The 19184-nt window shown below is 40.9% G+C and carries 13 protein-coding genes; 4 read left to right on the forward strand and 9 right to left on the reverse strand.

Features of this window, described 5'->3' with window-relative positions:
* Window positions 1-10: 10 nt before the first annotated feature.
* From AAEU28_RS13990 to AAEU28_RS14015, 6 genes are all read right to left on the reverse strand, one after another.
* The gene (locus AAEU28_RS13990; RefSeq protein ID WP_421964698.1) at window positions 11-1330 is read right to left on the reverse strand and encodes a sensor histidine kinase; all 1320 of its coding nucleotides are present in this window, start codon (window positions 1328-1330) and stop codon (window positions 11-13) included.
* Window positions 1330-2664 carry a sigma-54-dependent transcriptional regulator gene (locus AAEU28_RS13995; protein ID WP_421964699.1) on the reverse strand — a complete coding sequence of 445 codons (1335 nt, stop codon included), beginning with the start codon at window positions 2662-2664 and terminating at the stop codon, window positions 1330-1332. Before AAEU28_RS13995 ends, AAEU28_RS13990 begins: the two co-directional genes overlap by 1 nt.
* 77 nt (window positions 2665-2741) lie before the next feature.
* Window positions 2742-3965 (reverse strand): ABC transporter permease, encoded by a 1224-nt coding sequence (locus tag AAEU28_RS14000; protein WP_421964700.1) that lies wholly within the window; start codon window positions 3963-3965, stop codon window positions 2742-2744.
* A gap of 2 nt (window positions 3966-3967) precedes the next feature.
* On the reverse strand, window positions 3968-5326 hold the full coding sequence (locus AAEU28_RS14005) for an ABC transporter permease (RefSeq protein ID WP_421964701.1): 1359 nt from the start codon (window positions 5324-5326) through the stop codon (window positions 3968-3970).
* 14 nt (window positions 5327-5340) lie between these two features.
* Window positions 5341-6036, reverse strand: a complete 696-nt coding sequence (locus tag AAEU28_RS14010) for an ABC transporter ATP-binding protein (protein WP_058032168.1) — start codon at window positions 6034-6036, stop codon at window positions 5341-5343.
* A 217-nt stretch (window positions 6037-6253) separates the two neighbouring features.
* Window positions 6254-7522: an efflux RND transporter periplasmic adaptor subunit gene (locus AAEU28_RS14015; RefSeq protein WP_421964702.1), complete on the reverse strand. Its 1269-nt coding sequence runs from the start codon at window positions 7520-7522 to the stop codon at window positions 6254-6256.
* Window positions 7523-7779: 257 nt separating this feature from the next.
* Here AAEU28_RS14015 and AAEU28_RS14020 point away from each other — a divergent pair, with 257 nt between their 5' ends.
* Window positions 7780-8073, forward strand: a complete 294-nt coding sequence (locus AAEU28_RS14020) for a hypothetical protein (RefSeq protein WP_421964703.1) — start codon at window positions 7780-7782, stop codon at window positions 8071-8073.
* A gap of 65 nt (window positions 8074-8138) precedes the next feature.
* On the opposite strand, the gene AAEU28_RS14025 is transcribed toward AAEU28_RS14020, so the two are convergent.
* A complete protein-coding gene (locus AAEU28_RS14025; RefSeq protein WP_421964704.1) occupies window positions 8139-8669 on the reverse strand; it encodes a GNAT family N-acetyltransferase in 531 nt (176 codons plus the stop codon).
* A 6-nt stretch (window positions 8670-8675) separates the two neighbouring features.
* Window positions 8676-9842 (reverse strand): MFS transporter, encoded by a 1167-nt coding sequence (locus AAEU28_RS14030; RefSeq protein ID WP_421964705.1) that lies wholly within the window; start codon window positions 9840-9842, stop codon window positions 8676-8678.
* A gap of 101 nt (window positions 9843-9943) precedes the next feature.
* Between AAEU28_RS14030 and AAEU28_RS14035 the strand changes: the two genes are divergently transcribed.
* The gene (locus AAEU28_RS14035; protein WP_421964706.1) at window positions 9944-10834 is read left to right on the forward strand and encodes a LysR family transcriptional regulator; all 891 of its coding nucleotides are present in this window, start codon (window positions 9944-9946) and stop codon (window positions 10832-10834) included.
* Between the two features lie 33 nt (window positions 10835-10867).
* Here AAEU28_RS14035 and AAEU28_RS14040 read toward each other — a convergent pair whose 3' ends face one another.
* Window positions 10868-13762 carry a putative Ig domain-containing protein gene (locus tag AAEU28_RS14040; RefSeq protein ID WP_421964707.1) on the reverse strand — a complete coding sequence of 965 codons (2895 nt, stop codon included), beginning with the start codon at window positions 13760-13762 and terminating at the stop codon, window positions 10868-10870.
* A 714-nt stretch (window positions 13763-14476) separates the two neighbouring features.
* Between AAEU28_RS14040 and AAEU28_RS14045 the strand changes: the two genes are divergently transcribed.
* Together AAEU28_RS14045 and AAEU28_RS14050 are read left to right on the forward strand one after the other, a co-directional pair.
* Entirely contained in the window at window positions 14477-17626 is a 3150-nt protein-coding gene (locus AAEU28_RS14045; protein ID WP_421964708.1) for a glycosyl hydrolase family 18 protein, read from the forward strand.
* Window positions 17627-17696: 70 nt separating this feature from the next.
* A complete protein-coding gene (locus AAEU28_RS14050) occupies window positions 17697-19148 on the forward strand; it encodes a lytic polysaccharide monooxygenase (RefSeq protein ID WP_421964709.1) in 1452 nt (483 codons plus the stop codon).
* The last annotated feature ends 36 nt before the right edge of the window (window positions 19149-19184 follow it).

The raw sequence follows: 19184 nt of genomic DNA on the forward strand, positions 1-19184 counted from the left end.
TATTTTGTTTTTAAAACTTCAATGGAATGTCAAATTCGACCATAACACCACCGTTTGTGCGATTTTTGATCTTTAATTGACCGCTGTGTGCGTTGATCACTTCAGAGCAAATACTCAAACCAAGTCCACAGCCGCCTTGTTTTGTTGAAAAAAACGGCAAGGTTACCTGGCTGATTTTTCCCTGAGTGATCCCTTGACCTCTATCGACCACGGCAAAGCGAACTCGGTCATAATCTTTAACGACTTTAATGCCAATATCAGACACTTTTGAACCAGATTCATGGGCATTTTTAAGCAGGTTTATTAATACCTGCTCTAGTTGCAATACATCGAAGTAGGCATGTTCGAATGGCAAATCAGCCAATAGTTCAAAAGAATAGAGTTTTTGGACGCTCTGCAGCATATCTGCTAGGTTTTGTTTGCTGATATTTGGTTTTGGCAAACGGGCAAATTCGGCATATTTTGCGATGAATGCATTGAGGTTAGAGGCTCTTTGGTTAATGGTTTGCAAAATATCAGGGAGTAAATCTAGGTGGGCGTTTTTTTCTAAAATGGCTTCTGCAGACGATGTTAGCGAAGCAATAGGAGCCAATGAGTTATTGAGTTCGTGGCTGATTAGGCGAATGGCATTTTTCCAAAGTTGCAGCTCTTCTTTGCCAATCTCTAAAGACAAGTCTTTGCATAAAACAAGCTGGTGGGGCTGGTGGTTGTACGTCACTGTTTGATTAGCAACGTAGTAGCTCTGTTTTAAATCATTGTGTTCAAAACTGACAATGCCAGAGCCTTGCTCAAGTAAAAAGGAGCGAATTGGTGCACTGACGTTATCCAGTAAGCCGTATAGCTCCTTGCCTTTTAGCGAACCTGCAACTTGTAATAGCTCGTTTGCTTGCTGGTTGTGGTAGACCACTTGTTTAAAAGGGTTAAAAAGCACAATTGCCATAGGTGATGCTTGAACAATGCTATCAAGCAAGTGTTCTTTTTGGCTTAAAGTTTGTCTCTGCTCAGTAAGGTTGCGAGCAAGGTCATTATATAAGTCTAGTATGGGTGCCAGGTGTTTATCGCCATCTGGGTGAATACGAATAGAAAAGTCGCCATCTTTGAAGCTTTTAATGCCATTTTGTAAGGCATCCAATTGTTTTTGTTGAAAGCTGACAAAATAGAAGAGGGTGGTGGTTAAGCATATGAATGACGCAGTAAACGCGAAAGCAGTTAGCCAAACACCCTGATATCCGAATTGTTCGCCAGCGGCATATACAAACCAAAACAATACAGAACAACCCAGCACAGAATAGCCTGTTTTGTGTAATAAACTTATCTCATTGTGCTGCATTATTTTAATCCGAATTTTTCCATACGACGGTAAAATGCCTGACGGCTTAGCCCTAAACTTCGTGCGGCTTTCGCCACAATACCTTGATGTTTATCGAGTGCACTTTGAATGTCTTGCAAACTATATTCGACTTTTTCTTCAATTGGCAGTTTTGACAGTGTAATACCTAAGTCTTTACTTTCAATGGTGTTGTTTTGGCAAAGGAGTGCGGCTCTACCAAGTACATTTTGCAGCTCACGCACATTCCCCGGCCATGAGTGCGCCATTAATGTGTGCTCGGCGTTGGTACTAAGGGTTTTATCTGAATCGAGAAATGATTGTATTAACAAGGGAATATCGTCTTTTCTTTGCGCCAGCGGGGGCAGCTTTAGCTCAATCATATTGAGTCGATAGTATAAGTCTTCTCGAAACTCGCCATTGGCGATGGCTTGAGGCAGGTTGGTATTGGTGGCACTGATAATACGCACTGAGACTTTACGCGTTTTGGTACTGCCTACGCGTTCAAATTCGCCACTTTGTAATACCCTAAGTAATTTTTGCTGCCCAGAAAGGGGCAAGTTGCCAATTTCATCTAAAAATAAAGTCCCGCCATTGGCAGCTTCAAAACGGCCTTCTCTGGCTTTGGTTGCCCCAGTATATGCGCCAGCTTCTGCGCCAAATAATTCCGCTTCGATTAAATCAGCAGGTAATGCACCCGCGTTTACTTTTATGAATGGGGCGTTTTTGTATTGGCTATTGGCAACGATAAGCTCAGCGACTTTTTCTTTACCTGCGCCATTTGGTCCGGTAATTAAAATGGGTGCATCTGAATGGGCGACTTGAGTGGCCATTTCAACGAGGTTGATCATACTGTTGTCGGCGAATACCATACCTGCCAGATCGAAGTTATCACTAAGGTTTTGCAACCGTGATCTTTGCTTGACGTGATTGCTTAGTTGCTGCTGTTGCAGTTGATAGCTTTCTCGTAAATTTTGTACTGTTGTAAGAAGCTTTTGATCTTCCCAAGGTTTGGCAATGTAATCGGCAGCACCGTCCTTTATAAGTGCCACAGCCATTTCAAGGTTAGTCCATGCAGTGAGTAGAATTATCGGCAGATCAGGGTCAAAATGACGAATACGATGGTAAAGTGCTTCACCTTCTTCGCCCGAAGTCGTGTCTTTCGTGAAGTTCATGTCTTGAATGACGAGATCATAACCACCTTGTTGCAGTTTTGTCATGCCTTCTTCTGGGCAAGTTGCACCATCGCATTCAATGTCATTAATTAAAAATAAAACCCTGAGTGCTTTTACTACATCAGGGTTGTCGTCGATGATCAGAACCTTGCTTTGCTGCATACTTTTATACTTTTTATTTATTTTGATGTAAAAGAGAGACATTAAGTCCCTCTTTTTGTGTTTAATCTTTTATTGAATTAATTGGCTTTAGTCACTTGCGCAGGTGCAATTAACGTTGCTTTTCTGGCTGGTAAGTAAGCCGCAAAGCAAGTTAATAGCCAAACAAATAAGGTCACCAGTATGCCAACGATAATATCAGGTGTCCCTTGTACCCCAAGTGTTTGTAATAGTGCCATATTTAGCCACAAAGATAAAAAGAAGCCTATTACCAAACCAACCAGTGCCAGTAGCGAATTTTCGATGATCAGGCTTTTTAGTACCATGCTTTTACTCGCGCCCAAAGCTCTCAAAATACCTAGATTCTTATGGCGCATTTTGACTGAGAAGGTAACAAGCGCAATAATACCTAATGAAGTGATAAGTAAGGCGACCGCACTAATAGCAAACATCACAAAAGCAAAGCTACTTCTGCCATCCCATAAACGTTTTTTGGCACGCGCTGAGAATTCGACACGAGAGACGATACGCCCTGGCTCTTGATAAAGTAATGTCTCAATTGTTTCTAAGACTTTCTCTGAGGTATTAGGCGCAACACGAATAATGTAGTTTATTTCGTTGTTACGACCATAAATAGCTTCTGGAATAATCATACCGTGATACCAAACTTGGTCGTAAGTCGCGCTTTCTCCAAGCATTTTATCTTCGAACGTCCCCACTACTTGATAAGGTGTTTTTGAACCATTCAAATAGACGGTTTGACCCAAAGGCGAAGCCTCTTCGAATAGGGTTTTCGCTAAATCATCGCTGATCAGCGCAACACTTGCTGGCGAGGTTGAAGCATCGCCTGTGACAAACTCGTTTGCGTAGAAGTCACGACCACTACTGATATTGAGCATTAGAGATTCAACGCCTTGTTGGTCAACACCAAACAGTGCAATGGAATGATCTTTGGCATTTTCATCAAGATTATCGCTATACACAACATTGCTCGAGCGACGTGTATCAATGACGTTTTCTTCACCGCTATACGTTGCTGAAACAACTTCTGACAGGGCTCTAATAGCCGCTAGGTCGCGTTCAATTAACTGCCCTTTATCGACTTGCTCATCATAAACATGGGTGACCACATTCAAGATTTGTTTTTCTTCTAGCTTTGATGGTATTAACCAGTTTTGCAGCGTTGCATAACTAATGAAAGCGCTATTGCTTACGATCATCAGAGTAATGGCAACTTGGAAAACAATCAGTATCGAGATGCTTTTTTGTTTCAGAATTAATTTTAAAATATGTTTTAAAGACATGATCACCCCCTAAGCTGCGATGCTGGCGAAATACCGCTGATACGGTAAACCGGATATAAACCTGCAATTAAGATAGCGGCATAAATGAATGCACCAGACGTTAATGCAAAGCTGTAATCCATACTGAAGAAGTGCTTAACCAAGCTTGGATCTGCCGAGTAGTCCATTTGATACATGTTAACTTGGAACATCAGCTCAAGGCCTAAATGGGCGAATAGTACACCTGCAATAATGGCTGCGAAGGCGATTAAACTTATTTCGATAAGATGTATTTTGACGATATACCAACGGCTCGCACCAAGTGCACGATAGAGCGAAACCAGTTTGTTTTTAGATTGGTATTTTGCAAGCAAAATGCCCACGGTATTCACTAAGCAAATCGCAAATAGTAAATAAGAAAACTGAAGGTAGACCTTTTCCCAACGCATGAATTGCGCAAATTCATTCAGTAGTAACTGTAAATCGTTTAACTTGTACTTCTCTTCATGAGGGAAACGACCTAGGTTTGCTTGCTGCTGGGTGTAATTTCGCGCCCACAAAGTTGCTGCAGCGAGTTGTTGCTGGTGGTTTTGTTGATCGAACTCAATCCAAGTGTGAAGGTAGCCGCATTCTGCCGATTTAAGTGCCGAAATATTATGTTGGCGATATTCACTGCGTTGGTTTTCTTCTTTTGTCTGACAAGGCATGTAGCCAGCACGAGGCAAGTTCATTCTCTCAGCTGTTGCCATAGGCACAATCGCTAAATCATTGTAGCGGTTGCTAAAGCGCATATTTGAAATACGACGCTTGTGCTGAGATAAGTCCATCACACCGACAATCTTTAAAGACTGTTTATCGACTTTGATAAATTGGCCTACCGAGTTTTCACCTGAGAAAAAGTGATCGTTGACTTTTTTATCGATCACGATGACGTCACTGTCTGATTGTGCTTCTAACCAAGGTGCACCGTAAATAAAAGGCACATTAAACACATTAAAATAATCGACATCAGAAGCAGAGGCCGTGGCTATCATAGGTCGTGCGCTATCGAGTTGCTCTGACTCCAAAATAAACCGTGTGTCATAGTTAAATGAAAGGTGTTTATAGTCTAAATCGGCATTTTTAAGTGCCTGAGCATCTTGAAACGTCAGGGGCGGGTAGCGAAATTGGTTACGGATATCAAAGTCGTTATCCATATAATTGAGGCTAAAATGGTGCATTTGCGATGCTTTGTCGGTTAGCACGCTGTTGCCGCTTAACTTCACTGTGGTACTCATGGTGAGAAGTAATGTAATGCCGATCATCAAATTAACTATCATTAAAATAGTGAGTTTGCCTTTTTGTTTAACGCCTTGCAGGGCGAGTTGAAATAAGTCTTTCATGTCGCACCTGTGTTCTAAACAGCTAAATCAGTGAGTTGGCTTTTGTTTATGTCGGTTAACTGGCCATCGAGAATTTGAATGTTGCGATGTGCGCGTTGGGCCAGTTCATTATCGTGCGTCACCATCAGTAAGGTTGTACCTTGCTGGTTAATCTCTTGCAGTAAATCCATCACTTGGCGTGCCATATGGGTATCGAGGTTACCTGTTGGCTCATCGGCTAATAAGAATCTAGGCTGTCCTGCAAGTGCACGGGCTATTGCAACACGCTGTTGTTGACCACCACTTAATTGCGCTGGAAAGTGCTTCCCGCGACTAGCAAGACCGACCATTTCAAGGGCATTTTCGATACGTTGCTTACGCTCATGGCTTGGTAGCCCTCTGAAAATTAAAGGCACTTCAATGTTGTCGTAAAGGTTTAACTCGCTGATCAGGTTAAAACCTTGAAAGATAAAACCAATTTTTTCGTTCCTGATTTTAGACAGCTGGCTGTCGTTTAATGTACTAACATCCTGTCCGTCTAAAAAATATTGGCCTTTGTCAAAAGGTTCGAGTAAACCGGTTAAGTTTAAGAAGGTGGTTTTACCTGAACCTGAAGGGCCGGTGACAGCGATGAAGTCCCCTTCATTTACCTCAAAGTTGACGTCAACCAAGGCGTGGGTTTCGATAAGCTCGGTACGATAAATTTTGCTGATGTTCTGCATTGATAACATGATATTTTCCTTTTTATTAATTAACCTGAGCATTGGTTAAGAGATTTACTAAAGTATTGATATTCATATGATAAGTGCTTTTTCAAGTCTGCAGCCGGAGACTTTTAGCGATAACAAGGCGAATTTACGCGTCAATAGCTGGCCTATTGCAAGTAAATTCAACGCAGTTAACGTTGAAAGTAGCCGCTGGAGATAGATTTATTATCCAGAGTTCAGGTTAATTACTAAGCATGACGTTTTGTTGGTTTTGAAACGCAGCAAGACTTGAGATGATGAGCTTATCTCCGGCTTTCACGCCCGATGTTAACTCAACTTCGTGAATACTTTTAGCGCCAATGCTGATTGATTGACGTTGTGCTTGTCCTTCGTTTATTAAGTAGGCAGTTTTGCCAGCGCCAGTTTCGACAAAAGCGCCGCGTTTGATTTTTAGGACATCTTGTTTTTGCGACAAAATAAGTTGCGCACTGACACGTTGATTTTGTCTAAGTTTCTCTGGTTGTTGGTCAAAGCGAATGCGGCCAGCGACTCGGCCTTGCTCAACTTCTGGAGAAACAGCGACCAGAGTTGCAGGGTAAGTTTGTTGATTAATTTGAATGTTTGCAGCTAAACCAATTGCCAGTTCATCGGCTAAGTTCTCAGGAATAAAAGCTTCGACTTCTAGTTCTGATAAATCAACCAATGACATCAGTTCTGCATCTCGTTGCACATGTTGCTTCTGTTGTACGTTTACAGTGCCAACAATGCCACTTAGCGGTGACTGAATAGTTAACGCCGCCACTTGACGTTCTAGTTCTTGTGTTAAATGCTGCTGACGAGCTAACGCTAGTTCGGCTATTTTAAGCTCAAAATTAAGGCTTTTCTGCTCTAAGTCGAGTGCTTCAATAGCATGCTTTTTATTAAGCTCTGCACGTTTTAGCGCTACGATTTTCTCTTCGAGCTCCAATTTAGAAATAATTTGCTTTTTGATACTGGCATTAGCGCGCTCCATGGCACTCGATGCAGCTTCTAGGTCAACACGTGCTAATTCTGCACGCTGCTGGGTATCGAGTAAGCGTTGCTCTGTGGTGATTTTCTGACGATTAAATTCTGTCTCTAATCGTGCCAGAGTTGCTTGTTCTTGCAGTAACTGATTTCTTAGTTCAGGGCTGTTAATGCTCAATAAGTCTTGCCCTTTACTAATATTATCACCCGCTTTCACATGTAAAGTGACCGTACCTGGTGCAATGGCGTATACAGCAGGGTTGATTGCTGCGAGTGTTTTACCCTCGACTCGAATGTCTTCGAGCATATCACCACGTTCAACAATGGCAGTTTGGATCACTGATTGTGACACCACTAAATCAGTGCTTAAAAGTTGACTAAATTTCGGCACTGAATAAGCCGTTAATGCTGTTGTGGCTATTAAGCCTGATGCAAGCAATAACCATTTTTTACCATTTCGACGTGGTGCTACTTGCTTGTCTTGTCCTTGGGTGTCTCTGATCACAGCTGTCCGCCTTAAAAATAATACCTGAATAATGGTTAGGTATTACAAGCAACGTGCCAAAAGGTAAGTTTATGAAAATATATGATTTTTTGTTTTTGTGTATATTTATAACTAACATCGGACGGTCAGTCGGACAGATTTCGGACGGGTGTTAAACTGTCCGCACACATTTTGGACATGCGTTATGATCAAGACAGCTCTCAAAGCCGTACTTGAGGGTAAAGTATTTGAAGACGATATGATTCAGTGGCGAAGTGATGAGAAATAGAGTGAGACGTGCCCCAAAACCACAAGACAATGCTTATATTCAAGAGGTACTGAGTGCCTTGAAAGCCGACCCTGCAAAAATCGAGATATTGGCGCGTAATTGTGATGAATATAAGCAGCAAGTGCATTTGAAACGTGGATTTTTAAGAGCAATTGAGCGTCTTGAATGGGTGATCCATGCCAGTAAAGATATCGAGCAATTTGAAAAGTCGATACTGGCCGATGACTATATCGGTGAAGTGATCAGACGCTATCCGCTCCTTTTTAAAGGGATAAAGGGCTAAGGGTATAAAGAGTTAAAGGGATAGAGAGCTAAGGGTATAAAAAGTTAAAGGCATAAGCCCTAGGGCTATATAACTTCATGCTTTAACACGCCATAGGTAAAGCAGTCAGTAGTGCCTGAAGGAAGGGTCATATAACTTCTGAGTCTTCCTTCTCTTTTCATTCCCAGCTTTTCCATGAGTTTCCACGAGGCTATGTTATCCACAGCGCAAATTGCATTAAGCTTGTTAAGTTCAAATTGGGTAAATACTTCTTTGATTAAAGCGCTTGCGGCTTCAAATGCATAGCCTTTACCATGATGTTGACTGGCTAAACGGTATCCAATTTCGCCGCATTGATGTTCTATAGAAACAAACTTGAACATCAGCTCACCAAGCAAACGGCCGCTTTGTTTACATTCAATTGCAAGTATGAGCCTTTCACCTTCTTTGCCTTCCCAAGGCAGTTGAGCTTGTGCGATCCGCGCTTGTGCATCAGCAAGGGTGGCAGGTTTGCCAATATAACGGGAAGTAAATGGATCACTTCTATGCGCTAATACTGCCTCTAAATCAGAGACTTTAAGTCGACGAATGATTAGCCTTTTTGTTGTGAATTCCATTTATATTTATCTCTCACACAGGGTTAGGTTTAATGATAGTTTTTTCCAGCAAAGCCACAACACCATTGAACAAGTTAGCACGATAAGGGGCAATATGTGTTGGCTGCTAAATAAGATAACATTAGTCAACCAAGCTAAAGCCGTGAAAAATAATAACTCTATTGCGCCTACTAGCGCATTGGCTGAGCCGGCTTTCTCTGGTTGTAATAAGCCAATGATGTGCATATAACTCGGAAAATATGCACCAAATACCATCATGATGAGCGTGTAAGCAAATAGCATAACTAACGCACTGATATGGCTAAACTCGAAAATAAACGCAGCTATTGGCAGCGCAGGCCATAGTAATTTGACGATTTTCATATAGCTCATACGCTTTTGCATTATTTTTGCTAAAGACGAACCGACTAACAAGCCCGCCATAGGTAGCATCATGGCATAGCCAATTTGCTCGGTATTAAACTGAAATTGCGCTTGTAAATAAAAGGGTAAATAAAGCTGAATGGTTAAGTATAAGTAAGTAGGTAACCACTTAAAATTAGCCAATAAGATTAAATTTTTATCTTGTAATAGTGATTTATATAAACTCGCCAACGCTCGAGGTCTAATAGAGTGAGCATTGTTTTTTTGTGATTTAGGAAGGAGCACAAAGCCTAGCCACAACACCAGTGCAAAATGTAGCACCATGATAAAAGACAAGCCCTGCCAATTAATAAGTTGCGCGAGTGTGCCTGCAATCATGGGCGAAAGTATTGCTGTGATCGACGCTGCCATTGCAAGGCTTGCCATCGCACTCTTTAATTTTGCACCAGTTAAATACTGTGCTAACAAGGTTCGACTGATCAAAACGGGCGAAGCTGAGCCTATCCCTTGTAAAACTCGGCCTAGCAGAAATTGCCAATTTGACTCCGCAAAACCACATATTAGCGTACCTGCTATTAAAATGAGCTGCCCAATAATTAGGATTTGTCTGTCACCATATTTATCTCGCAGAGGCCCGGCAATTAACTGGGTTAGCCCAAGCGTGATGAAAAAGCTCACGATCACTGCTTGGCTTGCACTGGAACTTAAAGCCAGATCTGTAGCTATGTCTGGCAAAACAGGCATATAAAGCTGGCTTGCAAACTGAGAGCAAGACATCAATAGCACCGCAAGGAACACAATAGAGGACATAACTTTTCTTATAAAATGAGCAGACGCACAAAATACTGGCTTTTTACTTTCTTAAAAATAGGGTAATAATAAAAATACTAATTCCTAACAGGAAATAATAAATGGATTGGCTATCAGCAGTTAAAAGCTTTGAGCTTGTCGCCAAAACAAACAGTTTTACATCAGCTGCCGAACAGCAAGGTATTTCTGCTTCAGCGATGAGTAAACGAATTGATTGGCTTGAAAAACAATTAGCAACTAGTTTATTTGTGAGAACAACTCGACAAGTAAGCCTAACCGAATCAGGACAAGGTTTTCTGCAAAAAGCTTCACCTTGGCTTGAGCAATTTGATGCCATGCTGGAGTCAGTAAAAAGTGCCCACGAAGAGCCACAAGGCGTACTAAAAGTCGCGGCAACACAAGCTGTTGGTAGCTCATTGTTAATGCCAAACATAGAACGGTTCTTACAAAAATATCCAAAAATGTCAGTGCAATTAAACGTGCTTATTCCAGGTAATGATCCTGATTTAAGTCATGACTTAGTGATCACTCGTTATCATGAAGAATTCGACTCAGTGTCACACAAAGGTACGCACTTAATTGACTATCAAATGAGTGTGTTCGCCGCACCAAGCTATTTAGAAAAACACCCACCTATTAATACAGTAGAAGACCTAGCTCAGCATAAGATGTTGCTCAATAATTATTACCAGCAAAAGGGCGGCATTTTACTAGAAAACGGCGAGTTCGTCGCTTTCTCAAACTATAACTTTGTGTCAGAAAATCTTGATGCAATTTTGAAAGCCGCCATACAAGGCATGGGTCTAATATTCATTTCTCCAGATTATGTAGAGAGAGAATTAGATATGGGCGTGTTAGCGCCTGTTCTACCTAATGTAAAAAGCGAACTGAATCGTTTGTGGGCGTACTATCCTAAAACAAGCTTTACGCCTTTAAAAACAAGGATGTTTATCGATAATCTGAAGCAGCAGATGAAGGGGTTTAGGTTGTAGAGAGGAGCAAACGTTGTTTGCTCCTTTATGAAATTAATTCTTAAGTTTTCTCAAAAGAATACTTTTCTTATTTGATCTCTTTTGTGTTTTTTGAATAAGGATAGTTTGAGTGCCATCATGATTTTCTATTATACCTTTTGGATAAAAATAGTTTTCACTAGTCTCATCATGAATTAGAGTTTTAGATAAAATTTCAAATCTACTATTTATTTCAGCTAAATAGTTATTATTTTCTGATGAGATGAATGTATTGAAATTACCATTACTATTCTCTGATAAGCCATTTGATCCATATGGGTACGAGTCAAAACCAGCTTCGTGCTTCGAGTTAGATTCTTGCTTCAAGCTTGAATCTATGATTGATAAGCTAATACCTGCAAATGTAGATTGACCAACTATTGCAAAACTGCCGTTTTCCAGTTCAATACTATAGTCACTATTAAGATGTGAAAACTGACCAGCATTGTTCCATTCAGATATAACTTCCAACTGATCATTTAACAAATGTATGAATGCACCACCTAACTCGAAAGAGTTGACATCTGGCGGGGACATACTTCCAGAAATTACTAAATTGCCATTCTTACTTTCAAAAATTCTACCAATACCATTTACAATTAATCCTTCAGGAGCGTTAAGCGTTGTCTGGCTATCTATATCTCCGTTATCTGAATTTATTGCCAGCAGCTGAAATTCCAAAAGGCTATTGTCACTTCTATTTGATAACTGGTTAATGACGTATAGTTTGCCATGTGCTTCAGTTACTTTAAAAAATAGTTGTTTATAATTTGGATTAGTTGGTACAAATGGTTTAACCCAAACTTTTTGACCTTTCTCATTTAATTTAATTATGACACTCTCTCCAGAGTCCCAGCTTCTGCCCACTGCAACAATTGAACCATCTTTAAGTTCAGTTATGTCGGTTAAATTTTGAGAACCTGTTGTATGGTGAAAATATTCCCAAAGCAGGTTGCCAGCAATGTCTGTTTTGAAGATCCAATCATCACCAGCGCTATCGATATTTGCATTAAGCTCTGGTGAGTTTGTTGAAGCTAAAAGAATGAAACCATTATCTTTAGTACTAATTAATTTAGTTGGTGTATCGTTTAGTGAACCACCAAACTCTTTTGTAAAAATCCCTGCTTCTAGTGATATAACTTCGCTGCTAAAGCCCTCTTGATCAATTGGATTTACTGTACTCACTCTCCAATAATAGTGATTTGGCTCTTTCTCTAAGGTGATACTGTTAGTTTCTATCTTCTCGGTCTGTAAGATTGTTCTAAAGTCTTCAAACAGAGAAATTTCTAAGGTGTAGCTTTTAGCAAATTCCACTTTCTCCCAGCTTAACTTTATTTCTTGAAGCTTTTCTTTCGTTGAGCTTGTTTGCTTAAGATTTGTTGGGGCAGCGAGAGTTGAATAATCTACATTTATAGAAAAAGGTGCTAACTGACTAGTTGTAGTGCCATCACTTACTGACATTTGAATATTACTATAAGTGGCAACCTGAGCATTTGTCGGGGTACCATGAAGCATTCCTGTTGAAGAGTCTAGAGTAAGCCATTCAGGTAAATTCTCAACAGTAACAGTTAATTGGTTGTTTTCAATATCTGAAATAGAAGGTGAAAAGGAATACTCATTATTGGCTATAATGTTTACTTCAGGCTGACCTTCTATGGTAGGGGCATCATTAACTGCTTTTACATCAACGTTAATTGTAAAAGGTTTACTTTCAATTCCATCCTGGAAAAGAGTGAGTGTAAACTTATCTTGTCCATTGAAGTTATTGAATGGCGTGTAAGTAATCTCAGGGAAGTATCCTGAAAGTTCACCATTGGTAGGCCCTTTCACTTGAGTTGCGATAATTTTCACCTCATCGCCTAAAGGTGCATTCGTTGTAAGATCAAGCGTAATACTTTCGTCTTCTAAAACCGAAATGTTTTTATCTTCAACAATAAAGTCAGCTAAATGAGGCGATGAATCATCTTCGTCAGCTATGCCGTCGTTGTCGTCATCGTTATCTTTATTATTTGCGATACCATCTAAGTCCGTATCTAAAAACTCATTGATATCTGGTACGGCATATTGTTCTTTACCAGATACCCAATCAAAGAGGTTTTGCTGTACTTGTAAAGGGTCAATTAGTTTTTGAGTTTGTTGTATATCAGTTAGTAACTCTAAGTCATCAACTTTTCCATCAGTACCGAAGTCGCTTTCTAATTTATTCAAAGCTGCAGTTAATTCTGCATCAGGTGAAGTTTGATTGTTTTTCGCTGTATTAATAGCATGTTGATAAAACATCGAAGATAGGGCCAATAAATAAGCACTTGCTTCTGAATTTTCATCTTTATAAATAGATAGGCTTGCAAAATTAGCATTGTTTGAGCTGCTGATTACGTTTTTAAAGTTTGTTGTAAACTCTTGTTCAGCTTGCTGAATTGCTTGTTCAAAGCTAGATTCACCGGCTTTGATTAATTCTAAAACACGGTTGCTTGTTAAATGAGTAAGTAAGTTAACATTCGCATTTTGTTTTTCTGTTTCTGAGGCTTTGTAAATACTTCTTAAAGTTAATTCACCTTCAGATAAACCACCGGTTATTTCATTTCTATAGTAACCAGAAGCTGAAATTTCGATAATTGAGCCCGCAGGAACTTTGAATTCAAAGTTACCAAGATCATCAGTGGTTTTAGTTACAATGGTTGAATCGGTGTTTTCGCCTTTATCATTAAGAATATTAATTGTAACTGTTGACCCTATAACAAATGGTCCTTTCTCAACACTACCAACAATTGTAATTTCTTTTTTTTGTGGTTGCGTGTTGCTTTGATCTTGTTTTACATCGTTTTGAGTCTCGTTAGAGCTGCCACCGCCACACGCGGTTAACCCTAATAATGCAACTAAGAGCAATGTTGCCTGGTTTGTTTTTTTCACAAAAAATCCTTATTTAATATTTTTTGGGGATTTTATTCAAAGAAGTATTTGGAGAAGAGCACGTCACTGTGAATAAATCCCTGAACTGATTTTTGGCAGTAAACACATTTACTTAACTAGATGTTACTACTGTCCCGATGTTATCAAATTAGGTAATTTAGCTCAACCTTGGCTCCAATAGAGTTTGGGATGTTTGCTGTTGTGAATTATGCAATTGATTCTTATTTAAGAGTGTTCACTTCTGTTTTTTGTAATTTAACTCTATTATTAACATCTTTGTTTTTTGGTAAGATCTCTTCCTCTCTCCGATTTTAATTATATTAATTTTTCAGGTTAAAAATAAAGGTTTGAAAAGTAAGAGCTTTTTATATTTTGGTAAGAAAGCCCCATCTGGTCTGATGATCTTGTTCTGTAAAGCTTTTTATTCAAAACGAAGCGTCTCTGATTATGGAAAATCCACATTTTTCTTAATGAGACTTTAGTATATGCCTATGTAAAATATAGAAAATTTCATACAACTTTCATATTTGCACGCTTTTTGTGCAGTTTTAACTCTGCCGCTGTTTGTTTCTTGAGCGTGAAAATGTCGCAATGTTAAAACTTTGTAATTTTAAATTTATGTTCTAGACTGATTTCGATCCGTTAACGGGTACATCTGTAACTTACAAGTTAATTTAGTTAAAAAAATACAACAGATTTAATCAGGAACAAGTTATGAAGGATTTGAATTTGATGCGAAAAGGTTTTAAACCTTCTGCATTGGTTTTAGCGATACTCAGCACCCCAGTGTTTGCCAATGTGGATTGTACAAATATTCCTCAGTGGGAGGCTGGAAAAGCTTACTCTGCAGGTATGCAAGCTCAGCAAGACAAAGTAGCTTATAAGTCTAATTGGTGGAACAAAGCAGAACCTAAATTACGCTCAGGTGATTGGCAGGAGTGGACGAAATTAGGTAGCTGTCAATCCGATGTACCTGTTAATGAAGCCCCAAAGGTGTCTTTGTTAAGCCCTGCAAATGGCAATTTGTTGAATGAAAATGACAGCGTTGCCATTTTGGCCGAAGCCAGTGATACCGATGGTCAAGTTAAGCAAGTTGAAGTCTATTTAGACGGTCAATTATTAACTACGCTAAGCGCTGCACCATTTGAGTTTAATTGGACAGCAGTGGTTGGTGAGCATGTATTTTATGCGATTGCACAGGATGATGACGGGGCGCGAACGGAGTCGGCACGTCACTCTGTGACAGTTCAGAAGAAATCAAATGAGAACCGCGCACCGATTGTAAGCTTAGCGGCGACTCTACCATCAGAACTAGAAGTCGGTTCGCAAGTAACATTTAACCTGAGTGCGTCAGATGCAGATGGTCACGCAGTAACGCAAACACTGACCGTGAATGGCGAAGTGGTTGTAAATAGCACAAAAGGAACTGAGCAGTATGTTTGGACACCTACTGTTGCGGGCACTTACACATTCAAGTTGACTGCTAAAGATGAGTTGGGCCTTGCAGCAACACCTGTTGAGCGTGTTTACATCGTCAAAGAAAAAGGTGACCCAATTACAGGTCATGAAAACTGTCGCCCAGCAGGTCTATACCAAGCGCAAGGTGTACAACCTGCTTACTGTGATATTTACGACACTGAAGGTCGTGAAAAAATGGGTGCGGATCACCCACGTCGTGTTATTGGTTACTTCACAAGTTGGAGAAATGGTGCGAACGGTCAACCAAGCTATCTAGTCAAAGACATTCCTTGGGATAAAATCACCCACATCAACTATGCGTTTGCACACGTGAATGCGGCAAATGAACTAAGCATCGGCGATCCAAATGCGGCCGGTAACGCGGCTACTAATATGACTTGGCCGGGTGTTGAAGGTGCTGAGATGGACCCAAGCTTACCGTATAAAGGTCATTTCAACTTATTAAACAAATATAAGAAGCTATACCCAGACGTGAAGACCATGATCTCTGTCGGTGGTTGGGCTGAAACTGGTGGTTTCTTCGATTCAAATGGTAATCGTGTGAATAGCGGTGGCTTCTATACCATGACGACGAATGCTGATGGCAGTGTAAACCATGCTGGTATCGACGCATTTGTAGCAAGTGCGGTTAAATTCATTCGTGAGTATGGTTTTGATGGTGTAGACATTGACTACGAATATCCTTCATCAATGAAAGACTCAGGTCACCCTGATGACTTCCCAATTAGTAATGCCCGTCGTGCAGGTCTAAATGCCTCTTACGATGTGTTAATGCGTAAACTTCGTGAAGCACTCGATGCGGCAAGTGCACAAGATAATACACACTATATGCTCACCATTGCATCACCATCTTCTGGTTACTTACTGCGTGGTATGGAAACATTCCAAACAGCTAAATATCTAGATTTTGTGAACATCATGTCTTATGACTTACACGGTGCATGGAACGATCATGTTGGTCATAACGCAGCGCTTTACGATACAGGTAAAGATTCTGAGCTGGCGCAGTGGAATGTGTACGGCACTAAAGAATTTGAAGGTATTGGTTACTTAAACACTGATTGGGCTGCGACTTACTTCAGAGGTGCGTTACCAGCAGGTCGTATCAATATCGGTCTGCCTTATTACACTCGTGGTTTTAGAGATGTGCAGGGAGGAGAAAATGGCCTTTGGGGTCGTGCAGCGTTACCAAACCAAGCTGATTGTGCGCCGGGCACTGGTGTTGGTGAGAAAAACAAGTGTGGTAATGGTGCGGTTGGTATCGATAACTTATGGCATGACACCGTTGATGGCATTGAAGTACCAGCGGGTAGTAATCCGCTATGGCACGTTAAAAACTTACAAAACGGCATTACGCCAAGCTACTTAGGTGTTTATGGTCTAGATCCGGTAAATAACCCTGAAGACAAAATGGTGGGTACTTATACGCGTCACTATGACAGCGTTGCCATTGCGCCTTGGCTGTTCAATGCAGAAAAGAAAGTGTTCTTATCGATTGAAGACGAAGAGTCAATGAAGACCAAGCTTGATTATGTGGTCAATAAAGAGCTTGGTGGTGTGATGTTCTGGGAGCTTGCGGGTGACTTTGACTACGACACTCAAAAAGGCGAGTACTTCATGGGGAGCACTATGACGCGTCTTGCATATGACACTTTCAACCAAGCATCAACACCTTATGGAGCGCACTTAGGTGACGGTGCATTTGTACCTGCAGCCAAAGCCGTTGATATTAAGTTTGAGGCGAAGAACTTCCCAGTTGGCGATGATAACTACCCAATTCGTCCAACGTTCGCGTTCACTAACAACTCGCAAATTGATTTATCTGGTGCAACGATTTCATTCAATATTCCAGTCTCTACCTCTGCAATCTTTAAGTCAGATTGGAATGCGCAGAAGAAGTTAGGTATCAAGATTGATACGAATAATTCTAATGCCGCGGGTAATAATATTGGTGGGTTTGAGAATGAATTCCACCGAGCTTCAATCACACTAACCAATGAGTGGGGCGGTGCAGCTGAATCATTTAAGCCGGGTGAAACTGTGAATGCGCAAGTACTTTACTACATACCTATTACCGGTCCGGTTAACTTCACGATTGAAAAAGATGGTGCTTCGTATGCGTTTGCTAGCGAGTATCCAAAACTACCAATCGCGACTAAGCCAGATACAGGTAACGGTGACCCAGGAAATGGTACATGTAATGGCGTTGATGTAACCACCATTAACACTTATCCGAACTGGCCGCGCACTGATTGGGCGGGTAACCCAAGCCATGCCAACGCAGGCGATTACATCATACACAACCAAGTTGTTTTCCAAGCCAACTGGTGGACATCGAAAGAGCCTGTTGAAGGCGGCGATTGGAAAAAAGTGTGTGCTTTGTAAGCCAAACCTTTAACTAGAAATTATTTAACCAGAAATCTAAGGGGCTGCTTGCCAGCCCCAAGGAACTATCATGAAAAAAATAATGTTATCGGCTATTGCTGTGGCAATGGGCCTAGGTTTTGCTGACTCTGTTTCAGCCCATGGTTACATGGACAGCCCCAAAGCGAGACAGGCAATCTGTGAAGAACAAGGCGGATTTTGGTGGCCAAAAGATGGCAGCAATATTCCAAATACTGCCTGTCGTGCAGCTTATCTAAAAAGTGGGCAAGTACAATTTATACAGCTACATGAGTTTGCAGCTAATGTAGCTGATTACTTAAATCAAGCGGCAGTTGAAGCGGCTGTGCCTGACGGTGAGTTATGCTCAGGTGGCGATGTAAATAAAATCGGCATCAACACACCTTCAGTGGATTGGCAGCGAACTGTTGTTAAACCTAATGTAAACGGCACCATTAAAATTCGCTACCGCGCTACCACACCTCACAACCCAAGTTTTTGGCAGTTTTATATTTCAAAACCTGGCGTTGATATTCACGCGCAGCCATTAAATTGGGCTGATGTGGAGCTTGTTCAAGAGCATGGCAATGTGGATTTCTTTGTGGCACCAGATGGTAAGCGTTATTACGAAATGGATGTGGCTATTCCAGAGAAGTTCAATGGTGAAGCCATTTTATTCAGTCGCTGGCAGCGTAACGATGTAGTGGGTGAGGGGTTTTATAACTGCTCAGACATTACCATTGAACGAGTCACAGATCCTAATCCAATTGAATGGCATGCGGCGGGTTATTTCATCAAACAAGGGCAAGAAGCCAATGCTGGCGATACAGTTTGGTTGCGTTTATTTGATGTGAACGGTCAAGAGCTTATTCAGCAACAATTAAAAGTTGCCGCTGATATGCCAAATTGGCAGCAGCAATTGGCAGAGCAAGTCAGTCTAGACTTTGCCCAATTGATCCAGATTGGTATCAAAGATGCGCAAGGAAATGTGCAATTTGATGGTCAAAATTTGCTTTCAAACCAAGTGTTTGTAACGGATAAAAACCACACCTTTAATTTATCTATTGTCGCGGCACCTAAAAATACACCGCCTACGGTACATACTCCATCGGCACTGACGCTGGACGAAAATAGCAGTGCCCATCTTCATGTTCATGCGTTTGATGATGAGCAGCCAACACTTAGTTTTGTTTGGGAATTACCTGCACCGCTAACGTTTACTGGCAGTGGCTCAACCATCACAGTGAATGCGCCAGAAGTGACTGCCGATCAGCAATTTACAGGTTCAGTCACCGTATCTGATGGTGAGTTTAGTAAAACAGTGCCATTGACTGTCAATGTGAAAAATAAAGCTACGACACCACCTGATGGTTCAAAAGATACATGGCGCGCTGACAAGGTCTATACCGCAGGTCAAACCGCTATTTATAAAGGCAAAACGTATCGTGCCAAATGGTGGGTAAGAGGGCAAAAACCTGACAGCTCTCAAGCGTGGGAGTTACTCACAAAGTCTGGTGGTAATTAAGAAGCGAATTAGGAATACAGCTTTCTTAGGCAAAAC

It is taken from the genome of Pseudoalteromonas sp. SS15 (assembly GCF_049257195.1).
Lineage (GTDB): Bacteria > Pseudomonadota > Gammaproteobacteria > Enterobacterales > Alteromonadaceae > Pseudoalteromonas.

What these genes read in the sequence shown, in the direction of transcription:
- AAEU28_RS13990 (WP_421964698.1), bottom strand. Translation starts at nt 1,330, where the DNA reads ATGCAGCACAATGAGATAAGTTTATTACACAAAACAGGCTATTCTGTG.
- AAEU28_RS13995 (WP_421964699.1), bottom strand. Translation starts at nt 2,664, where the DNA reads ATGCAGCAAAGCAAGGTTCTGATCATCGACGACAACCCTGATGTAGTA.
- AAEU28_RS14000 (WP_421964700.1), bottom strand. Translation starts at nt 3,965, where the DNA reads ATGTCTTTAAAACATATTTTAAAATTAATTCTGAAACAAAAAAGCATC.
- AAEU28_RS14005 (WP_421964701.1), bottom strand. Translation starts at nt 5,326, where the DNA reads ATGAAAGACTTATTTCAACTCGCCCTGCAAGGCGTTAAACAAAAAGGC.
- AAEU28_RS14010 (WP_058032168.1), bottom strand. Translation starts at nt 6,036, where the DNA reads ATGTTATCAATGCAGAACATCAGCAAAATTTATCGTACCGAGCTTATC.
- AAEU28_RS14020 (WP_421964703.1), top strand. Translation starts at nt 7,780, where the DNA reads ATGAGAAATAGAGTGAGACGTGCCCCAAAACCACAAGACAATGCTTAT.
- AAEU28_RS14025 (WP_421964704.1), bottom strand. Translation starts at nt 8,669, where the DNA reads ATGGAATTCACAACAAAAAGGCTAATCATTCGTCGACTTAAAGTCTCT.
- AAEU28_RS14030 (WP_421964705.1), bottom strand. Translation starts at nt 9,842, where the DNA reads ATGTCCTCTATTGTGTTCCTTGCGGTGCTATTGATGTCTTGCTCTCAG.
- AAEU28_RS14035 (WP_421964706.1), top strand. Translation starts at nt 9,944, where the DNA reads ATGGATTGGCTATCAGCAGTTAAAAGCTTTGAGCTTGTCGCCAAAACA.
- AAEU28_RS14045 (WP_421964708.1), top strand. Translation starts at nt 14,477, where the DNA reads ATGAAGGATTTGAATTTGATGCGAAAAGGTTTTAAACCTTCTGCATTG.
- AAEU28_RS14050 (WP_421964709.1), top strand. Translation starts at nt 17,697, where the DNA reads ATGAAAAAAATAATGTTATCGGCTATTGCTGTGGCAATGGGCCTAGGT.